Source organism: Ectothiorhodospira mobilis, from assembly GCF_016584115.1.
Classification (GTDB): Bacteria; Pseudomonadota; Gammaproteobacteria; order Ectothiorhodospirales; family Ectothiorhodospiraceae; genus Ectothiorhodospira; species Ectothiorhodospira mobilis.
In genome coordinates, this window is sequence record NZ_NRSK01000009.1 from 1 (window position 1) to 17,104 (window position 17,104).

The window sequence follows — 17,104 nt, forward strand, 5'->3', positions numbered from 1 at the left end:
CGGTGGGGGAGTCCGGTTCCGGGTGGGACGGGGCGGGATGGAATAGGCGATCTCACCGGTGGCCGGCATCGCCCCGGGTTCGTCAAGGGATCCGACATTTCAATGTGCGCCCCTCGTCAGTGGGTGCGCAGGCGGGTGCGCGCCATGAGGATCAGCATCGCCGGCAGCACCAGCAGGTCGAAAAGCAGGGCGGCAACGAGGCCCAGGGCGGTGAGCAGGCCGAAGGCGGCGGTGGGCTGGAAGGCCGACAGCCCCAGGAGCAGGAACTGGGCCACCAGCACGAGGGTGGTGGCCACCACGGCCCGGCCGGCATGGCGGAAGGTGCGGGCGATCGCCCAGGCGGGGGAAGCGCCTGTCTGCCGGCGGCTGCGGTAGCCATGCAGGATATGGATGGTGTCGTCCACGGCGATGCCCACGGCCACGGCGGCGATCATGGCGGTGGCCATGTCCAGCCAGATGCCGAAGGTCCCCATGACGACGAAGATGAGGGCCACCGGCGCCAGGTTGGGGATCATGCTGGCCGCGGCCAGGGCGGGGGAGCGCCACAGGATCCACATCAGGGCCAGGAGCAGCAGGGTGACGGCGATGAGGCTGCGCAGCTGTCCCTGGATCAGCAGCCGCTCCTGATCGGCGAAGAGGCGGCCCATGCCCGCCAGGTCCCAGTCCAGGTCGCCGGGTGGGCGGGCGGTGAGTTCCTGCCGCAGGTCGTCCATGAACCGGTTCAGGGCGCTGGCGCCGTGGGCGTTCAGGTTCAGCAGCAGGCGGGCGCGGCGGAAATCCCGGTCCACCACGTCATACAGATCCTCGCCGTCGTAGACCAGCAGGTACTGGGCGATGAGGCGCGGGTCCCCGGGGAGGGCGCGGAAGGCGGGGTCCTCGCCGTGGAAGGCCCAGTGCATCTCCTCCACGAAGTCCGGCAGGGCGAGGCTGTAGTCCACCTCGGGACGCGCCTCGAGCCAGCGCTGCACGCGGTCGATGTGTTCCAGGCGCCGGGGGTCGTGCAGGCCGTCCCGGGCCGGGGCCGTGAAGACCACCTCCAGGGGCATCACCCCGGAGAGCCTGGATTCCACCCGTTGGGTGGACTGGATCAGGGGGTGATCCTCGTCGAAGAAGGCATAGAGGTCCGTCTCCACCTGCACATGGCGGATCTGGGGCAGGCCCACCGCCAGCAGCAGCGCGGTGAGGCTCAGGACCCAGCCGGCGCGGCGGACGGACAGGTGGGCGCAGAAGCCGGTGAAGCGGTCCACCCACTGGATGCGTCCCCGCTGTCGGGTCCAGCTTCCCCGGTCCCAGCGGGCGATGAGGGCGGGCAGGATGAGCAGGGCCAGGGCCGCCGTGAGCAGGACCCCGGCCGCGGCGGTGAGACCGAAGGCCCCGATGGGACGGATGGGGCTGGCGGTGAGGGAGGCCAGGCCCGCGGCGGTGGTCAGGGCGGTGAACAGCATGGGCCGGGCCACCTGGGCCACGGCCTGCCGCACCCGCTCCTGCCCGGTGTACCCCCGCTGCGCCGCGTGGTGAACGGCGTTGAACAGGTGCATGAGCATGGCCACCGCCACCGCCGAGAGCAGGGGCGGGAGGATGGAGGCGATCAGGGTGTAGGGTTGGTTGAAGATCACCAGCAGGGCCACAGCGGCATTGGCCACCGTGGCGATGACGGCCGCCGACAGGATCACCACCAGCCAGCGCCGGAAGAGCCACCAGAGCAGGAAGAGTCCCACCCCCAGGGTGGCGGGGATGAAGGCCATGGTGTCGGTGATCATGGCCCTGAGCTGGGCCACGTCCAGGGCGATGTGGCCGGCCAGGGCGGTGAGGCGGGGTTCCAGGCCATGGGTCCGGATCGCCTGGCGCACCGTCTGCTCCAGGGCCAGGCGCTGCAGGCTGTCCTCCAGGGCCCGGGGGCGCACCACCAGGGCCAGGGCGCGGCCGTCCTCCGACACCAGCAGGCCCGGGGCGAAGCGGTCGGACAGGGCCCGCTGCCGCCATTGCTCCGGTGTGCGGGCATCCAGGTCGTAGGGGTCCACCAGGGGCTCCACGGCGAATCCGTCGGCGGTGGCACGGATATGATCGGCGGTGAGCACCGAGAGCACCCGCTCCACCCGGGGATCGCCCCGGATGGCCAGGACCGTCTCGTGCAGCGGTTTGAGGAAGGCCGGGTCGAACAGATCCTCCCCCTCGAACAGGGCCACCAGCACCTGCTCCTGGGGGAAGCGCTCCCGCAGCTGGCGGTCGAAGGCCACCGCCGGGTCGTCCCGGGGGAAGTACACCTCCGGGGCGTTGTTGAGCTTGAGCTGCAGCAGCATCGGCCCCGGCAGGAGGAAGAGTCCGAGCAGCAAGGCCAGGGCCAGACGGGGACGGTGGAGCATCCAGCGGATCATGGGGCGCTTCCTATGGGCTGGGACGTCTGGGGCACGGGGGGCCGTTCACCCGGATCGGGCCGCCGCCGCCAGACGCCGCCTGGCCACGGCCAGCAGCAGCCGCTGCAGGGGGTTGCGGTTGCCCCCGGGTCTCCAGGTGTGGGCGAGGCGGCCGCGGTAGGCGTCGAAATGCAGCCCCCGGGGGGCCGCCACCACCCGGCCACGGCCCAGGATGAGTTTGAGCACCTCGGTCCCCGCCATGCCGGCGCATAGTTCGCAGGCCATGGGGGTGGACGGCCCCTTCTGCGCCGCCAGATCCACCTGCGCCGGATCCGCCAGATAGCCCATCTGCAACATGGCCGGGGCCAGGCCCATCATGAAACGCAGGGAGAGTTCGTCGGTGGACAGCCCTTCGCGGAACTGGAAGTAGTCATCGAAGGCCATGCCATCGGGGATGAAGGTGAGCACGGCGGAACCCATGCCCAGCGGGGCGGCGGTCACCGCCGGGATCCCCCTCTCCCGGCAGGCATTGAACAGGGTGCGGCGGGCCTCGAAGGCGAAGAAATCCAGACCATCCACATAGACGTCGACCCCGTCCAGGAAGGCGTCGACGTTGGTGGCGTCCACCCCTTCGGGATAGCGCCGCAGTTCCAGTTCCGGGTTGATGTTCAGGCCCGCCTCCGCCATGACCTCCAGCTTGGGCCGCCCCAGGGTATCCATGCGCGCGCCGGCCTGGCGGTTCATGTTGTGCAGTTCGAAGACATCGAAATCCGAGAGGCAGAAGGCGCCGATGCCCAGGCGGGTGAGGGTCAGCAGATGGGCGCCGCCTACGCCCCCCATGCCGGCGATGGCCACCCGCGCCCGCCGCAGCCGTGCCTGTTCCTCCGGCGTGATCCAGCCCAGGGTGCGCTGGAAGGCCTCCCCGTAGTCGAACCGTTGGTTCATCCCGTCCCCCCCGATGTGGTTCTTCGGTTGCGCTGGATCCCAGTCTATACCAAGCCGGGCATGGGTACTGGACAGCTTCCCCTCCCGGCACCAGAATCATCCCTGCACGCCGGATCCGGGCCATGGGGCCCGCGGGAGGGAAGGTGAACACCAGGCGACGGGACCGTGAGGGTTTGCAGGACGGGGGCAACCCCGGACCGGCCAGGGGGCCGGGGCATCTCCTGTGGGCGGCGATGCTTGTGTGCTGTGTCCTTTGGGCGGGTATCCCCTTTGCCCAGGCGGCGGACGGCCCGGGGCAGGAACTGGCGCAGCGGGTGTATGACCGTCCCGACGGCGAGGACGTGACCACCCGCGGGACCATGGTGCTGCAGGAGGCGGGGCGCGATCCCCGGGTGCGGCGGATGGTGACCTACCAGCGGGACGCGGCCGCCGGCGAGACCCATGCCCTGATCCGCTTCACGGCCCCCGCCGATATCGCGGGTACGGGGCTGCTGACCCTGGACCATGCCGACGGCAGCAGCGATCAGTGGATCTATCTGTCCGCCCTGGACCGTAACCGGCGTATCCCCTCGGCCCGGCGCGGCGGGCGCTTCGTGGGCTCGGATCTGTATTTCGAGGACCTGCAGGACCGCAGGCCCGACGAGGACCGCCACCGGCTCCTGGGGGAGGACGAGATCGAGGGTGTGGCCACCCTGAAGCTGGAGAGTGTGCCTGTGGATCCGGGGGAATCGGCCTATGCCCGCCGCGTGAGCTGGATCCACGAGCCCAGTCTGATCCCCCTGCGTATCGATTTCTACCTCCCCGGCCGGGAGGAGACCCCGGCCAAACGCCTGGAGGTCCACCGTATCCAGGAGATCCAGGGCTACTGGACGGTGATGGACAGCACCATGACGGACCTGGATTCCGGTCACCGCACCCGCCTGACGGCGGAGACGGTGCGCTACGACCGGGGTCTGCCCGAGTCCCTGTTCACCCCCCGGGCCTTGGCCGATCCCGCCATGGAGTCCGGATACCGGCCATGACCATCCCCGTGCCGGCCCCCTCGAGGGCCGCCCGCGGGGGCGGGCTGATGCTGGCGGCCCTGTTGCTGGCCCCGTCCCTGGGGGCCCAGGGTCTGGTGATCGGCGAGCCGGCCCCCCCGCCCCAGGTGCCGACGCCGGCCGGGTCTGATGCCGTTCCCCTGGAGGCCGAACTGCGCCTGGAGGCCGGCCTCCCCGTCCGGGAAGGCCCGGTGTCGGCGGTGCATTACCTCCATGCCCGCCTGGAATGGGACAGGCCGCTCCCCGGGCCGTGGTCCCTGCGCCTCGGCGGGCGCTTCGACGCCCATCTGCAGACCGGGGATTCCCGTCTGGCCCGGGGGGAGGGGGACTACGACGAGACCTTTCTGCGTTACCGCGATCCCCGCCGTCGCATCACCGTGGGGGCGCAGCGCATCCTCTGGGGGCGGGTGGATGAGCGCCCGCCCACGGACGGCCTCGGGGTGCAGGATCTGACCCGCCTGGTGCTGGATGATCTCGAGGACCGCCGGCGGGCGGTGCCGGCCCTGCGCTGGGAGGAGTTTTTCCGGGAGTACCGTCTGGATCTGGTATATATCCCCCGCTTCCGCGCCGCCGAGCTGCCGCCCCGGGATGGCCTGTGGCACCCGGTGGACCGCGTCCGGGGCCGCATCCTGGGGATGGCGTCGGATCCGCTGTTGGCCCCATTGATGCGCCGGGGGCGGGTGCAGGACCGGGATGGCGGATCCGGCGGGGGCGGGGTGCGCCTGAGCCACTCCGGTACGGGGCTGGACTATGCCCTGAGCGTGCAGCGCAGCCGGCGTTCCGCCCCCTACTACGCCCTGACCCCGGCGGCCCGGCGCGCCCTTCTGGCCGACCCGACGGACCCGGAGGCGATCCTGAACGCGGCCCCGGTGACCTTCGAGGGGCTGCACCCCTACACCTGGGGCCTGGGGGGGGATCTGGCCTTCGCCCACGGCCTGTCCACCTGGCGCCTTGAGGCGGCCTGGCTCAGTGACCGCCCGGCCACCCGGGCGGATCTGCGCCCGGTGACCACCGAGGCCGTGGACTGGGTGGCGGGGGTGGAATTCTTCCCGGGGGATGCCAATCTGCGGGTGAACCTGCAACTGGGGGGCGCTCACCGGATGGGCGGTGCGGATGATCTGATGGACGCGGAAAACGTCTATACTCTCTTCGGTGACGCCGAGCAGGGATTGGGGCATGGGCGCTGGCAGGCACGGATGCGTTTTGCCATCGGTCTGGACCCGAGCGAGGTCTATCTCAATCCGCGCCTGGCCTATGTGGGTCGGGAACCCCACGAGTTCTATGCCGGTTATCACCATTTCGAGGGCGAGGACGTGACCCTGGGCGGCTTCCATGAGCGCCATGATCTGTGGATTCTGGGGTGGCGCGCCCGTTTCTGATCCCCGTACAAGGTGGTACGCCCATGCCCGCGTCCAGTCTCGTTGAACACTTTCAGGAATATTTCCAGGTGCTGCCCGCCGATGAGCCGGAGCGCCTGGAGCAGGTCTTTCGCATCCGCTATGCCGTCTACTGCCGTGAGTTCGGCTACGAACGGGAAGAGGATTGTCCCGGTGGTCTGGAGCGGGATGAGTACGACGAGCATGCGGTCCACTGTCTCATCGTGCACCGCCCCACCGTGCGCGCCGCCGGCTGCATCCGCGTGGTCATCCCCCCGCCGGGCCAGCCCGGGTTCCAGTTGCCCCTGGAACGTTTCTGCGGGGAGAGCCTGGATCACCCGGAGCGCCGGCCGGACCACTTTCCCCGGGAGGATATCGGCGAGGTCTCCCGCCTGGCGGTCCACACCCAGTTCCGCCGCCGTAAGGGGGAGTCGGAGACCCCCGCCGGCTTCCCGGCCGACTACATCCTCACCGAGGACGAGCGCCGCACCTTCCCGCTGCTGGGCCTGGCCCTGTTCTGTGCCGGCACCTCGCTCATGAAGCAGGCGGGACGGGAGCAGGCCTTTGTCATGATGGAACGCCGTCTGGCCCGCATGCTCCAGGCCTCGGGCTTCCCCTTCGTGCAGGTGGGCCGGCCCATGGAGTACCACGGTGAGCGGGCGGCCTACCACGTCACCGTGCAGCAGGTGCTGGACTCCATGCGTCCCGATATCCGGGAGTTACATGAGTTTGTGCATTCCAGTCTGACGGCTGGCCTGGCCTGAGGGCCTTTCACCCGGAATGTGGTGATCGTCAAGAAAGACGCCATCCCTTGCGGGGATATGCCCCGATTTGTGATGACGGCCTCGAACCGGGGCGGGGAGTGGCGTGCTTTAATGCCCCATCCATCAACCATAAGGGTGGGGCTGACGACATGTTCGATGCAACCTATGAGGCCTTTGTGGCGGATACGCCCGAGGCGCGCCGCATCCATCACCGGATCCGATATACCGTGTATTGCCTGGAGCGGGGGTTCGAGGATCCGCAGGCCTTTCCGGAGGGGGAGGAGCGGGACGAGTGGGATGATGTGTCTGTCCACTTCATCTTCCGTCACCGGGCTACAGGGGCATGGGTTGGCGCGCTGCGTCTGGTCACGCCCGACCGGGACGGTCTGCCCCTGCACCAGATGGCGTATATGGAGCGGGAGGTGCAGGGCCCGGCCTGGGAGTTGTCCCGGATCTGCGTGCCCGGTGGCGTGACGGTGCCCGGGAATGCTGCCGCCGATGGGCGGGGGCAGATGCCACAGGATGCGCGTGCCCCGGATCTCTTCGCCGGCATGCTGCGGGCGGCCATAGAATATGCCCGGGATCAGGATGTGCCCTATCTCTATTTTCTGGCGAATCGGGCATTGGCCCGGATTGTGAGACGGCTGGGCTTCGAATTTCATGGGGTTGGGCCAGGCTGTGAACATCGCGGTATGCGCTATCCGTATCTGGCGCATCTGGACGAGGCGGTTTTCAGCGCGATGCAGCGTTCTTCCCGGATGGCACGGTTATTCCATTCCGCGGCGCCTGCCTACCGTTTCCATTCGGAGGGCATCCGTAGAAACTCCCCGCGGGGGATCGAGGTCTGCCGGGCAGCCTGAATCGTGTGGTATATCAGCTTGGCCGCCTATAGGGCCAGGCCATGCTGGCGCAGCTTCTTGCGCAGCGTCCCCCGGTTGATCCCCAGGTACTGGGCGGCCCGGCTCTGGTTGCCGTTGCACTGGCGCAGGACGCATTCCAGCAGGGGGCGTTCCACCTCCTCCATCACCATGCGGTAGAGGCCGTCCGGCTCGTGGCCGTCCAGGCGGGTGAAGTAGTCGTCCAGGGCCTGGGCCACGGCGGCGGACAGGGTCTCGCGTTCCGCGGCATCGCGGGGGCTGGATTGGAGGCTGTCTCGGTTCATGCCGCGATGTCCTCACCGGGGGGGAGGGTTTCGAAGTACCGGGTGATCCGGTCCAGCTGGGTGGCGGGATCGGTGGCCTGCAGCAGGACCTGGCGCGCGCCTTCCGCCCCGGGGCGTCCCTGCAGGTACCAGCCGATGTGCTTGCGCGCGACGCGTACCCCGGCCCGGGGGCCGTGGAGTCCGTACAGGGCCTGCAGGTGTTCCCGCACGATGGCCAGCACCGTCTCCGGCCCCGGTTCCGGGGGGATCTCCCCCGTCTCCAGGGCGCGGGCCATGCGCCCGAAGATCCAGGGCCGCCCCCGGGCTCCACGGCCCACCATGAGGGCGTCGGCGCCGGTGATGGCCTGCATCCGCCGGGCGTCCTCCGGGGTGTAGAGGTCGCCGTTGGCGATCAGCGGGATGGACACCGTCTCCCGCACCCGGGCGATGGCCTCCGGGTCCACCGGGTCCTGGTAGCTGCAGGCCGCGGTGCGCCCGTGCACCGCCAGGGCCTGTATGCCGCAGTCCTGGGCGATGCGGGCGATGACGGGGGCGTTGATGTGTACCCGGTCCAGGCCCAGGCGGATCTTCAGGGTGACGGGCACGTCCACCGCCGCCACCACCGCCTCCAGGATGGCCCGCACCCGGGCCTCGTCCCCCAGCAGGGCGGCCCCGGCCGCCCGGTTCATGACCTTGCGCGCCGGACAGCCCATGTTGAGGTCGATGATGCCGGCCCCCCGCTCCACGGCGGCGCGGGCGGCGGCGGCCATCATGTCCGGTTCGCGGCCCGTGATCTGTACGCTGCGGGGGGCGGGTTCCCCGCTCTGGTCCAGGCGCAGGCGGGATTTTGGGGTATGCCACAGGCGGATGTCGGCGTGCACCATCTCGGACACTGCAAGGCCCGCCCCCAGGCGGCGGCAGATGCGGCGGAAGGGGAGATCGCTGATGCCGGCCATGGGGGCCAGGATCAGCGGGGGGTCCACGATGTGGGGGCCGATGCGCATGGGGGCGGTGCTTCGGGATGGGTGCGGGAGGCGGACATGATACCCATGGACCGGATGCGCTTAAAGCCGTCCGCCGCCATGGGGGTTCGGCAGGAAACGGAATTCGAAGGCCGGGGCGTGGGCTCCGGGGTCCTGCACGGAAAGCCCCAGGGAGATGGATTCCCCGGCGGCCAGGGGCTGGCCGCCGGCCTCCTCCGGCCGGTAGTCGGCGGGGAAGAAACGGCGGGCGGCCACCGGCCGGCCCTGCAGGTCGCGCAGGGTCAGCTCGATCACCGGGGCGGGCTGGGGGAAGGGGGCGGTGTTCTCCACCACGGCGGTCACCTCCAGGATTCCGGGGCGCTGGGGGAGGGCACGGATGCGCCGCCGGGTCAGGCGCAGGGCCTCCAGATCCCGGGGCGGCGGCAGGGCGCAGGGCAGGGGGCGGCACAGGGCCCGCACCCCGGGTTCCAGGGCGGGGATCGCCAGCAGGCGGTGGCGTTCATGGTAGAGGATCTGCCCCGCCAGCAGCAGGATCAGGGCCAGGCAGGCCGTGCCCCAGGCCAGGGTGGCCCCGCGGCCGGGCCCCCCGCCCTGCACCGGAAGATCCCGCAGGGCGGGGGGCAGGGATGGGGCCCCGGCCGCCGTCCCGCCAGCGGGCGGGGGGGGTCCCGGAGCGGGTTGGGGTGGGGAGGGGTCCATGGCCTGTCTGTTCCCGTGCCGTTGGTCCGCCGGGATCGCGCCCGCGGGACGAGGTCAGTCCGTCTCCCGCCGCCGCCCCTCCAGGAGGGTCCAGCCCTCCTCCTGGTCGGCCACGCCCATGTGGAACCAGGGGTCGTAGGTGGAGATGAGTTCGTCCGCCTGGCGGTCCAGGAGCCCGGCCAGGAGGATGCGACCGCCCGGCCGGGTGCGCCCCGCCAGGGCGGGGGCCAGGGCCATCAGGGGGCTGGCGAGGATATTGGCCAGGGTGAGGTCGAATACCGCCCCCTCGGGGAGCCCCTCCGTCTGGTCCAGGTCCAGCTGCCCGGGGGGCACGTGGTTGCGCTCGGCGTTCTCCCGGGTGGCGGTCACGGCCTGGGGGTCGATGTCCACGGCCCAGGCGTGGCGCGCCCCCAGCTTGAGGGCGCCGATGGCCAGGATGCCGGAGCCGCAGCCGTAGTCCAGCACCTCCAGCCCGGCGGGGGGATGGGCGTCCAGCCAGCGCAGGCACATGGCCGTGGTGGGGTGGGTGCCGGTGCCGAAGGCCAGCCCCGGGTCCAGGCGGATGTTCACGGCGTCGCTTTGCGGCGCCTCGTGCCAGGTGGGCACGATCCACAGGCGCTCACCGAAGCGGATGGGATGGAAATCATCCATGCAGGTCCGGACCCAGTCGCGGTCCGGCAGGGCCTCGTGGCGCAGGTGTTCCGCCGGGATGTCCAGCTGCGCCGCCAGGGCCCCGGTCACCGCGCCGATGTCGGTCTCCCGGGGGAAGAGCCCGGTCACCCACAGTTCGGGCCATAGGGGTTCCTCCCCGGGCAGGGGTTCCAGCAGGGGCACGTCGCCGGCGTCCTGCAGCATCACCGACAGGGCTCCGTGCTCCAGCAGGGCGTCTTCCACCATCCCGGAGCGGTCGGCGGTGGCGGGCAGGGTGATCTGGATCATGGGGGTCTCCGCCGGCTCGTGCCGGGGTTCAGCCGTGGGCCTTGAGGCGTTTTTCCAGGTAATGGATGTCGGTGCCGCCGCGCCGGAAGGCGGTGTCGCCGATCAGGTCCCGCTGCAGCGGGACGTTGGTCTTGATGCCCTCGATGACGATCTCCGAGAGGGCGCCGCCCATGCGCGCCAGGGCGATGTCCCGGGTGGCGCCGAAGCTGATGAGCTTGCCGATCATGGAGTCGTAGTGGGGCGGGACCTTGTAGCCGTTGTAGATGTGGGTGTCCACGCGGACGCCGGGGCCGCCGGGGGCGTGGTACTGGCTGATGGTGCCGGGGGAGGGCATGAAGGTGGCCGGGTCCTCGGCATTGAGGCGGCATTCGATGGCGTGGCCGCGGATCTCTACGTCCTCCTGGCGGATGCTCAGGGGCTGGCCTGCGGCCACCAGGATCTGCTCGCGCACGATGTCCAGGCCGGTGACCATCTCCGTCACCGGGTGTTCCACCTGCACGCGGGTGTTCATCTCGATGAAGAAGAACTCGCCGTCCTCGTAGAGGAACTCGAAGGTGCCGGCGCCGCGGTAGCCGATGCGCTGGCAGGCCTCGGCACAGCGGGCGCCGATGCGCTGGCGCTCCTCCTCGGTGATCCCCGGGGCCGGGGCCTCCTCGATCACCTTCTGGTGACGGCGCTGCATGGAGCAGTCCCGCTCCCCCAGGCTGATGGCGTTGCCGTGCTCGTCGGCGATGACCTGGAACTCCACGTGGCGGGGTTTCTCCAGGTATTTCTCCATGTAGACCGTGGGGTTGTTGAAGGCGGAGGCGGCCTCGTTGCGGGTGAGGGAGATGGCGTTCACCAGGGAGCCCTCGGAATGGACCACCCGCATGCCGCGGCCGCCGCCGCCACCGGCGGCCTTGATGATGACGGGGTAGCCGATCTCCCGGGCCAGGGCCAGGTTGGCCTCCGCGTCGTCCCCCAGGGGGCCGCCGGAGCCGGGCACGCAGGGCACCCCGGCCTCGATCATGGCCTCCTTGGCGGAGACCTTGTCCCCCATGAGGCGGATGGTCTCGGCGCGGGGGCCGATGAAGACGAAGCCGCTGGACTCCACCCGCTCGGCGAAGTCGGCGTTCTCCGAGAGGAAGCCGTAGCCGGGATGGATGGCCTCGGCGTCGGTGACCTCCGCGGCGCTGATGAGGGCCGGGATGTTCAGGTAGCTGTCCGTGGAGCGGGCCGGGCCGATGCACACCGACTCATCCGCCAGGCGTACGTGCTTGAGGTCCCGGTCCACATCCGAGTGGACGGCCACGGTCTTGATGCCCATCTCCCGGCAGGCCCGGAGGATGCGCAGGGCGATCTCGCCGCGGTTGGCAATCAGTATCTTGTCGAACATGGCTCGCTGGGCCTCACTCGATGATGAACATGGGCTCGCCGTACTCCACCGGCTGCCCGTTCTCCACCAGGACCGCCTTGATCACCCCGGCCTTGTCCGCCTCGATCTGGTTGAGCATCTTCATGGCCTCGATGATGCAGAGGGTGTCCCCCACCTCCACCTGCTGACCCACCTCGACGAAGGGCTTGGAGCCCGGTGAGGGGGCGCGGTAGAAGGTGCCCACCATGGGGGCGGTCACCTGATGACCCGGGGGGATGCCGGCATCCTCCTCCCCGGGCTCCGGCGTTGCCGTGTCGGGGGCCGCCGCCGGGGGCGGCTGCGTAGGGTTGCCGGGGGCCATGAAGGTCTGGGGCATCATGAAGGCCTGTCCGCTGCCACCCTGGGCCGCCCGGGTGATGCGCACCGACTCCTCGCCCTCCTGGATCTCGATCTCGTTGATCCCGGATTCTTCCAGCAGCTCGATGAGTTTCTTGATCTTTCTGATATCCATGGTGCTCAGCTCAGGGTTGTCTGGTGGATCGCCGCTTGCAGCGCCAGGGTGTAGCCGTGGGGGCCGAGGCCGATGATCACGCCGGCGGCCACGTCCGAGAGATAGGAGCGGTGCCGGAAGCGCTCGCGGGCGAAGGTGTTGGACAGATGCACCTCGATGAAGGGGATGCCCACCGCCAGCAGGGCGTCGCGCAGGGCCACGCTGGTGTGGGTGAGGCCACCGGGATTGATCAGGATGAACTCCACCCCTTGCTCCCGCGCCGCGTGGATGCGGTCGATGAGGGCGTGTTCGGCGTTGGACTGGAAGGCGTCCAGGTGATGACCCTGCTCCCGGGCCTGCTGCTGGAGTGCCGCGACGATCCTGTCCAGGCCCTGATGGCCGTACACGCCGGGCTCACGGATGCCCAGAAGGTTCAGATTGGGACCGTTGAGCAGGAGGAATCGGGCCATGGGCGCTCGCACACTGGGACATTGCCGAAGGAGGGGCCGCCCCGGCAGGACACGACGGCGCGTGCATCGCGCGGATGAACGGGAACCTCCCCCAAGAGGTGTGCGGGATTGTGCCTCAAGCGCCGGGTGGTGTCCAGCGCAACGGCGATGATTCCCGGATTTTGAAAGAAGTTTGCCGCATATTCCCAAAAATTTGTGACGGAAAACGGGCAATCCCGAGTGCGGGGGTGGGTTCAGAGCAGGGGCGCCAACTCCCTCTCCAGGGTCTGGCGGTGCAGGCGGCCCACATGGATATACCGCACCTTGCCCTCCCGGTCCAGCAGGACGCTGTAGGGCAGGCTGCCATGGGGATTGCCGTAGGCCCGCGCCACCTCACCGGCCCGGGGCTCGCCGCCCACCAGCACGGGGAAGTTGATGCCGTGGTCCCGGGCAAATTCCGCCGCCGCATCGGGGTCATCCAGGGCCACGCCGACGATGGTCAGCCCGGCGTCCCGGTGGGTCTTCTGCATCTCCACGAACAGGGGGATCTCCTTGCGGCAGGGCGGGCACCAGGTGGCCCAGAAGTTCACCAGCACCACACGCCCGTTCCACTCCCCGATGCGGCGCGGAGTGCCCTCCAGGTCCGGCAGGGTGAAGGCGGGGGCCTGCGCCCCCTGCATCCCCTCGCCGGCGAGGGGGGCCGCACTGGCCGGAGCCATGAACAAGGGAGCCATGGACCAGGCGGCCAGGAGAAGGGAAAGGAGACGGATGGGGCGTTTGGCCATGGCGGATTTCCGTGCTTGCGGGGATGGGGGGTTGCGGGATCAGCCGGGGTCGCGGGTGGGGCCCAGGGCGGCATGCAGATGCTGCAGAAAGGCCTCGGCATCCTTGTACCCCACGAGGCGATGATGGCGGCGCTCCTCGCCGCGGGCATTGAAAAAGATCATGGCGGGAGGGCCGAAGAGGTCGAAGGAGCGCATGAGTTCACGATGGGCCCGGCTCTGGGCGGTGACGTCCGCCTTCAGCAGCCGCACCCCGGAGAGGGCCCGGACCACCTCCGGGTCCTGCAGGGTGGTGCGGGCCATGTGGGTGCATTCCACGCACCAGTCGGCATAGAAGTCCAGCAGCACCGGCTGCCCCGCCGCCCGGGCGGTCTCCAGGGCCTGTTCCAGTTCCTCCGGGTCGTTCACGGCCTGGAAGCGCAGTTCTGCCCCCTGCCGGTCCCCCTGGTCCGCGGCGGTGAGGCCTTCCAGGGGATGGAAGGGGTCGCGGGCGCCGGAGGCGGCCCCCACCAGGAGGAGGATGCCGTAGACCAGGATCACCAGACCGAGCCCCTTCCACAGGGCCCGCCAGCCGCGGTTCCCCTCGGGAAGAGGGCTTGCGGCCCCCATGTAGACCCCGCTGACCATGAGCAGGGCGGCCCAGAGGAAGAGGGTCAGGGTCGCCGGGGCCACCCGCTCCAGCAGCCAGATGGCCATGGCCAGCAGCAGCACGCCGAAGACGGCCTTGACCGTGTCCATCCAGGCCCCCGCCCGGGGCAGCAGGCTGCCGGCGGAGGTGCCCAGGATCAGCAGCGGCAGACCCATCCCCAGGCTCAGGCTGAACAGGGCCAGCCCGCCCAGCACGGCGTCGCCCGTCTGGCTGATGTAGAGCAGGGCCCCCACCAGGGGGGCGGTGACGCAGGGGCCCACGATGAGGGCCGAAAGGAACCCCATGACGGCCGCCCCCACCAGGGTGCCTCCCTGCTGGCGGTTGGAGAGGGCGGACAGGCGCGTCTGCAGGGCCGCGGGCATCTGCAGGTCGTAGAAGCCGAACATGGACAGGGCCAGGGCGATGAAGATGATCACGAAGCCGCCGATGACCCAGGGATTCTGCAAGGCAGCCTGCAGGTTGGCCCCCGCCAGGCCCGCAAACACCCCGGCCACGGTGTAGGTGACCGCCATGGCCAGCACGAAGGCCAGGGAGATGGTGAAGGCCTTGCGTGGGGTGAGTGTCTTCTGTCCCAGGATGATGTTGGACAGGATGGGGATCATGGGGAAGACGCAGGGGGTGAAGGTGAGCAGCAGGCCGAAGCCGAAGAAGGCCAGCAGCACCAGCCCGAGGTTGTCCTGGGCCAGCTGGGCCGCGATGCGGTCCTGTTCCGTGGCGGGGGCGGGGCGCGCGCCGTCTTCCGGCGTGGCGGGATCCCCCCTGGTTGCGCCGCCCGCCTGGGTCGGGGGGGTGTCCAGGTCCACGGAGACGGTGTGCACCTGGGGGGGGTAGCAGACCCCCGCGTCCGCACAGCCCTGGGCCCGCAGCGTCAGCTCCAGGGTATCCGGGGCCCCGGCGGCACGGGACAGGGGCAGGACGATGTCCAGTTCCCCGCGGTAGGTTTCCACCTGGCCGAAGAACTCATCCTCCTTGATCTTTCCTTCTGGGCGGCGGGGTTCCCCCAGCTGGATGCCGGAGGTTTGGGAGGTGAATTCGAACCCATGGCCGTAGAGATAATAGCCATCGGCGATGTCCCAGTGGACCATCACGGTGTCGTCCCCGCCGGGTTGCACCTGGAGTGCGAAGGCCTTCTCCGGCGGCAGCAGATCCTCCGCCGCCGCCACCGCGGGCAGGGCCAGGACCAGCAGGTACAGCAGGGCCGTCAGGATCATCCGGGGCGGCATCAGGGCCGGTGGGGTGATCCGTTTCCTTGGCAGATGGGGCAGTCGGGTCATGGGCGTGTGGTGTCCTCTATCCAGTGCAGGTAGCCCTCGAGGCCATGGGTGATGGGGACCGCGATGATCTCCGGGAGTTCATAGGGATGCTCCTCCCGCAGGCCCTCCTGCAGGGCCTCGTAGCACTCCGCCCGGGACTTGATGAGCAGGACGTGCTCGGCATCCTCTTGGATCTCCCCCTCCCAGGCATACACGGAGGTGGCCGCCGGCAGGATGGTCACGCAGGCGGCCAGGTGCCGTTCCACCAGCAGGGCGGCGATCTCCCGGGCACGGGCCTCATCGTCCAGGGTGGTGATGATCAGCAGCGGTTCACTCATGGCGTTTCTCCTCGGGGGTGGGGTGGCGTCATGGTGCACCGCCCCGGGGGGCGGCTCAAGCCATGGCGCAGGCCCCGGGGGGTTACTCGCTTTCCTTCAGAAAGGCCTCCAGGGATTGGTCCCGGTAGTGGCCTTCGGCCACGTAGCGCCCCAGTTCCAGGAAGGGACCGGGGCCGTCGGTGGTGCCGGTGTGGCGGGCGATGGGTTCCCCCTCCAGGTCGAAGAACAGGAACACGGGGGTGACGTGCACCCCGTGGGTCTCGGCCCATTCCCGCTCGGTGGTGGTCCGGCCCTGGAAGTCGGTGATCTCCAGGGCCCCTTCCACGTCGACGGCGAAGCTGGCGAAGTGGGCGTTGTAGTAGTCCTGGACCTTTGGCCGGTCCAGTACCTCCTCCTTCATGTGGCGGCAGTAGGGGCAGCCGTCCATCTCGAAGAAGATCATGACGGCCTTCTTGCCTTCTTCCCGCGCCATGGCCAGTTCCTCCCGGAAGTCCCCGAAGGTCATGCCAAAGAGGTGTTCGTAGGGATCCCGCTCCTGGGCCGGGGCCTGCAGGGGCAGGGCCGTGGCCAGCAGCAGGAGCAGCAGGGCGGTCAGCCGGGTGAGGGGGGTGTGTCGGCGGGGGGAAGGGATCATATCGGCTCCTCCGGTTCGGTTTGATATTTCTCAAGGGTATAACACCATAACCGAATCCGGATTTCCAGGGCCGGCCTGCGGTTTACGGCCTGACCCCGGCGCTGTTATAAGGGTGAAAAACCCGAGGTACCGCATCGTCATGCCCATCTTCCCGCTCCTGTTGATCCTGTTCTTCACCATCCCCTTGGTGGAGATCTACATCCTGATCCAGGTGGGCGGGGTCATCGGGGTCTGGCCCACCGTGGGTCTGGTGGTGTTCACCGCCGTGCTCGGGGCCTTCCTGCTCCGGCGCCAGGGTCTGGCCACCCTGACCCGCATGCAGCGCAGCCTGGATCAGGGGCAACTGCCGGCCACGGAACTGGTGGAAGGGGTCTTTCTGGTGTTCGGCGGGGCCCTGTTGCTCACCCCCGGTTTCTTCACCGACGCCCTGGGTTTTGCCTGCCTGATCCCCGCCACCCGCCGCGTCATGGCCCGCTGGCTCATGAGCAAGGGGGTGTTTGTGGCCCGCGGCCATGTGCACCAGGCCTATACCCGCCGCCGGGGCCCGTATCCGGGGGGCGAGAAGGGTCATACCATCGAAGGGGAGTGGGAACGGGAGCCCGACTCCCGGGATTCCGTGGCACCGCCACGGGACGAGGAAGGCGACCGTCGCCACTGATCCGCCCGCCCGGGGAGGCCGGCAGGGGCGCCCCCAGCCTTGTTGCAGCCCCCGTTCGTCCCGGTTCCCGGGCATGTCCCTGATCCCTCCCTCGTCAGGCCCCATCCCCCGTATCCGTATCCATTGGCAGCCGGGCCTGCAGGGTCCTGCCCGGTTGCGTTCCGTTTTGTCCGCGCCCCCTTGACATCCCACAGGTCATTACTATCATTGGCACTCACCAACGGGGAGTGCTAACAGCGCCCCGGGGATCCGCAGA

At 69.6% G+C, this 17,104-nt stretch carries 18 protein-coding genes; 5 read left to right on the plus strand and 13 right to left on the minus strand.

Annotation, left to right across the window (positions count from 1 at the left end; all coding sequences use genetic code 11):
- Positions 1-116 precede the first annotated feature (116 nt).
- Both CKO33_RS05435 and CKO33_RS05440 read right to left on the minus strand, forming a co-directional pair.
- Positions 117-2,372, minus strand: a complete 2,256-nt coding sequence (locus tag CKO33_RS05435) for an MMPL family transporter (RefSeq protein WP_200180232.1) — start codon at positions 2,370-2,372, stop codon at positions 117-119.
- 48 nt (positions 2,373-2,420) lie between these two features.
- Positions 2,421-3,299 (minus strand): ThiF family adenylyltransferase, encoded by an 879-nt coding sequence (locus CKO33_RS05440; RefSeq protein ID WP_200180089.1) that lies wholly within the window; start codon positions 3,297-3,299, stop codon positions 2,421-2,423.
- 143 nt (positions 3,300-3,442) lie between these two features.
- Between CKO33_RS05440 and CKO33_RS05445 the strand changes: the two genes are divergently transcribed.
- The 4 genes from CKO33_RS05445 to CKO33_RS05460 all read left to right on the plus strand — a co-directional run bounded on the left by CKO33_RS05445 (position 3,443) and on the right by CKO33_RS05460 (position 7,339).
- Positions 3,443-4,321 carry an outer membrane lipoprotein-sorting protein gene (locus tag CKO33_RS05445; RefSeq protein WP_338081732.1) on the plus strand — a complete coding sequence of 293 codons (879 nt, stop codon included), beginning with the start codon at positions 3,443-3,445 and terminating at the stop codon, positions 4,319-4,321.
- Positions 4,318-5,718 carry a hypothetical protein gene (locus tag CKO33_RS05450; protein ID WP_200180091.1) on the plus strand — a complete coding sequence of 467 codons (1,401 nt, stop codon included), beginning with the start codon at positions 4,318-4,320 and terminating at the stop codon, positions 5,716-5,718. The genes CKO33_RS05445 and CKO33_RS05450 overlap by 4 nt, the downstream gene beginning before the upstream one ends.
- Positions 5,719-5,741: 23 nt before the next feature.
- On the plus strand, positions 5,742-6,479 hold the full coding sequence (locus tag CKO33_RS05455) for a PEP-CTERM/exosortase system-associated acyltransferase (protein WP_200180093.1): 738 nt from the start codon (positions 5,742-5,744) through the stop codon (positions 6,477-6,479).
- 149 nt (positions 6,480-6,628) lie between these two features.
- Complete coding sequence (locus CKO33_RS05460; protein ID WP_200180105.1) at positions 6,629-7,339, plus strand: GNAT family N-acyltransferase; 711 nt, start codon at positions 6,629-6,631, stop codon at positions 7,337-7,339.
- Positions 7,340-7,365: 26 nt separating this feature from the next.
- On the opposite strand, the gene fis is transcribed toward CKO33_RS05460, so the two are convergent.
- From fis to CKO33_RS05515, 11 genes are all read right to left on the minus strand, one after another.
- On the minus strand, positions 7,366-7,641 hold the full coding sequence (fis, locus tag CKO33_RS05465; RefSeq protein WP_200180106.1) for a DNA-binding transcriptional regulator Fis: 276 nt from the start codon (positions 7,639-7,641) through the stop codon (positions 7,366-7,368).
- Complete coding sequence (dusB, locus tag CKO33_RS05470) at positions 7,638-8,624, minus strand: tRNA dihydrouridine synthase DusB (RefSeq protein ID WP_200180107.1); 987 nt, start codon at positions 8,622-8,624, stop codon at positions 7,638-7,640. Before dusB ends, fis begins: the two co-directional genes overlap by 4 nt.
- Positions 8,625-8,684: 60 nt before the next feature.
- Positions 8,685-9,200 (minus strand): DUF3426 domain-containing protein, encoded by a 516-nt coding sequence (locus tag CKO33_RS05475; RefSeq protein ID WP_200180108.1) that lies wholly within the window; start codon positions 9,198-9,200, stop codon positions 8,685-8,687.
- Between the two features lie 156 nt (positions 9,201-9,356).
- Positions 9,357-10,241 (minus strand): 50S ribosomal protein L11 methyltransferase, encoded by an 885-nt coding sequence (prmA, locus tag CKO33_RS05480; protein ID WP_200180109.1) that lies wholly within the window; start codon positions 10,239-10,241, stop codon positions 9,357-9,359.
- A 28-nt stretch (positions 10,242-10,269) separates the two neighbouring features.
- Positions 10,270-11,616: an acetyl-CoA carboxylase biotin carboxylase subunit gene (gene accC, locus CKO33_RS05485; protein ID WP_200180111.1), complete on the minus strand. Its 1,347-nt coding sequence runs from the start codon at positions 11,614-11,616 to the stop codon at positions 10,270-10,272.
- A 13-nt stretch (positions 11,617-11,629) separates the two neighbouring features.
- Positions 11,630-12,106: an acetyl-CoA carboxylase biotin carboxyl carrier protein gene (gene accB / locus CKO33_RS05490; protein ID WP_200180112.1), complete on the minus strand. Its 477-nt coding sequence runs from the start codon at positions 12,104-12,106 to the stop codon at positions 11,630-11,632.
- Between the two features lie 5 nt (positions 12,107-12,111).
- Complete coding sequence (aroQ, locus tag CKO33_RS05495; RefSeq protein WP_200180113.1) at positions 12,112-12,555, minus strand: type II 3-dehydroquinate dehydratase; 444 nt, start codon at positions 12,553-12,555, stop codon at positions 12,112-12,114.
- A gap of 233 nt (positions 12,556-12,788) precedes the next feature.
- On the minus strand, positions 12,789-13,319 hold the full coding sequence (locus CKO33_RS05500; RefSeq protein WP_200180114.1) for a TlpA family protein disulfide reductase: 531 nt from the start codon (positions 13,317-13,319) through the stop codon (positions 12,789-12,791).
- 39 nt (positions 13,320-13,358) lie between these two features.
- Complete coding sequence (locus tag CKO33_RS05505) at positions 13,359-15,188, minus strand: protein-disulfide reductase DsbD (RefSeq protein WP_439099424.1); 1,830 nt, start codon at positions 15,186-15,188, stop codon at positions 13,359-13,361.
- 47 nt (positions 15,189-15,235) lie between these two features.
- Complete coding sequence (cutA, locus tag CKO33_RS05510; RefSeq protein ID WP_200180116.1) at positions 15,236-15,556, minus strand: divalent-cation tolerance protein CutA; 321 nt, start codon at positions 15,554-15,556, stop codon at positions 15,236-15,238.
- 82 nt (positions 15,557-15,638) lie between these two features.
- Positions 15,639-16,190 carry a thioredoxin family protein gene (locus CKO33_RS05515; RefSeq protein ID WP_200180117.1) on the minus strand — a complete coding sequence of 184 codons (552 nt, stop codon included), beginning with the start codon at positions 16,188-16,190 and terminating at the stop codon, positions 15,639-15,641.
- 139 nt (positions 16,191-16,329) lie between these two features.
- Here CKO33_RS05515 and CKO33_RS05520 point away from each other — a divergent pair, with 139 nt between their 5' ends.
- A complete protein-coding gene (locus CKO33_RS05520) occupies positions 16,330-16,848 on the plus strand; it encodes an FxsA family protein (protein ID WP_200180119.1) in 519 nt (172 codons plus the stop codon).
- Positions 16,849-17,104: the final 256 nt, after the last annotated feature.

Bases quoted from the DNA above. Each gene is read 5' to 3' on its own strand.
- fis (WP_200180106.1), bottom strand. From the start codon at position 7,641: ATGAACCGAGACAGCCTCCAATCCAGCCCCCGCGATGCCGCGGAACGC.
- prmA (WP_200180109.1), bottom strand. From the start codon at position 10,241: ATGATCCAGATCACCCTGCCCGCCACCGCCGACCGCTCCGGGATGGTG.
- CKO33_RS05520 (WP_200180119.1), top strand. From the start codon at position 16,330: ATGCCCATCTTCCCGCTCCTGTTGATCCTGTTCTTCACCATCCCCTTG.
- cutA (WP_200180116.1), bottom strand. From the start codon at position 15,556: ATGAGTGAACCGCTGCTGATCATCACCACCCTGGACGATGAGGCCCGT.
- CKO33_RS05455 (WP_200180093.1), top strand. From the start codon at position 5,742: ATGCCCGCGTCCAGTCTCGTTGAACACTTTCAGGAATATTTCCAGGTG.
- CKO33_RS05460 (WP_200180105.1), top strand. From the start codon at position 6,629: ATGTTCGATGCAACCTATGAGGCCTTTGTGGCGGATACGCCCGAGGCG.
- dusB (WP_200180107.1), bottom strand. From the start codon at position 8,624: ATGCGCATCGGCCCCCACATCGTGGACCCCCCGCTGATCCTGGCCCCC.
- CKO33_RS05505 (WP_439099424.1), bottom strand. From the start codon at position 15,188: ATGCCGCCCCGGATGATCCTGACGGCCCTGCTGTACCTGCTGGTCCTG.
- CKO33_RS05450 (WP_200180091.1), top strand. From the start codon at position 4,318: ATGACCATCCCCGTGCCGGCCCCCTCGAGGGCCGCCCGCGGGGGCGGG.
- aroQ (WP_200180113.1), bottom strand. From the start codon at position 12,555: ATGGCCCGATTCCTCCTGCTCAACGGTCCCAATCTGAACCTTCTGGGC.
- accC (WP_200180111.1), bottom strand. From the start codon at position 11,616: ATGTTCGACAAGATACTGATTGCCAACCGCGGCGAGATCGCCCTGCGC.
- CKO33_RS05515 (WP_200180117.1), bottom strand. From the start codon at position 16,190: ATGATCCCTTCCCCCCGCCGACACACCCCCCTCACCCGGCTGACCGCC.
- CKO33_RS05500 (WP_200180114.1), bottom strand. From the start codon at position 13,319: ATGGCCAAACGCCCCATCCGTCTCCTTTCCCTTCTCCTGGCCGCCTGG.
- CKO33_RS05440 (WP_200180089.1), bottom strand. From the start codon at position 3,299: ATGAACCAACGGTTCGACTACGGGGAGGCCTTCCAGCGCACCCTGGGC.
- accB (WP_200180112.1), bottom strand. From the start codon at position 12,106: ATGGATATCAGAAAGATCAAGAAACTCATCGAGCTGCTGGAAGAATCC.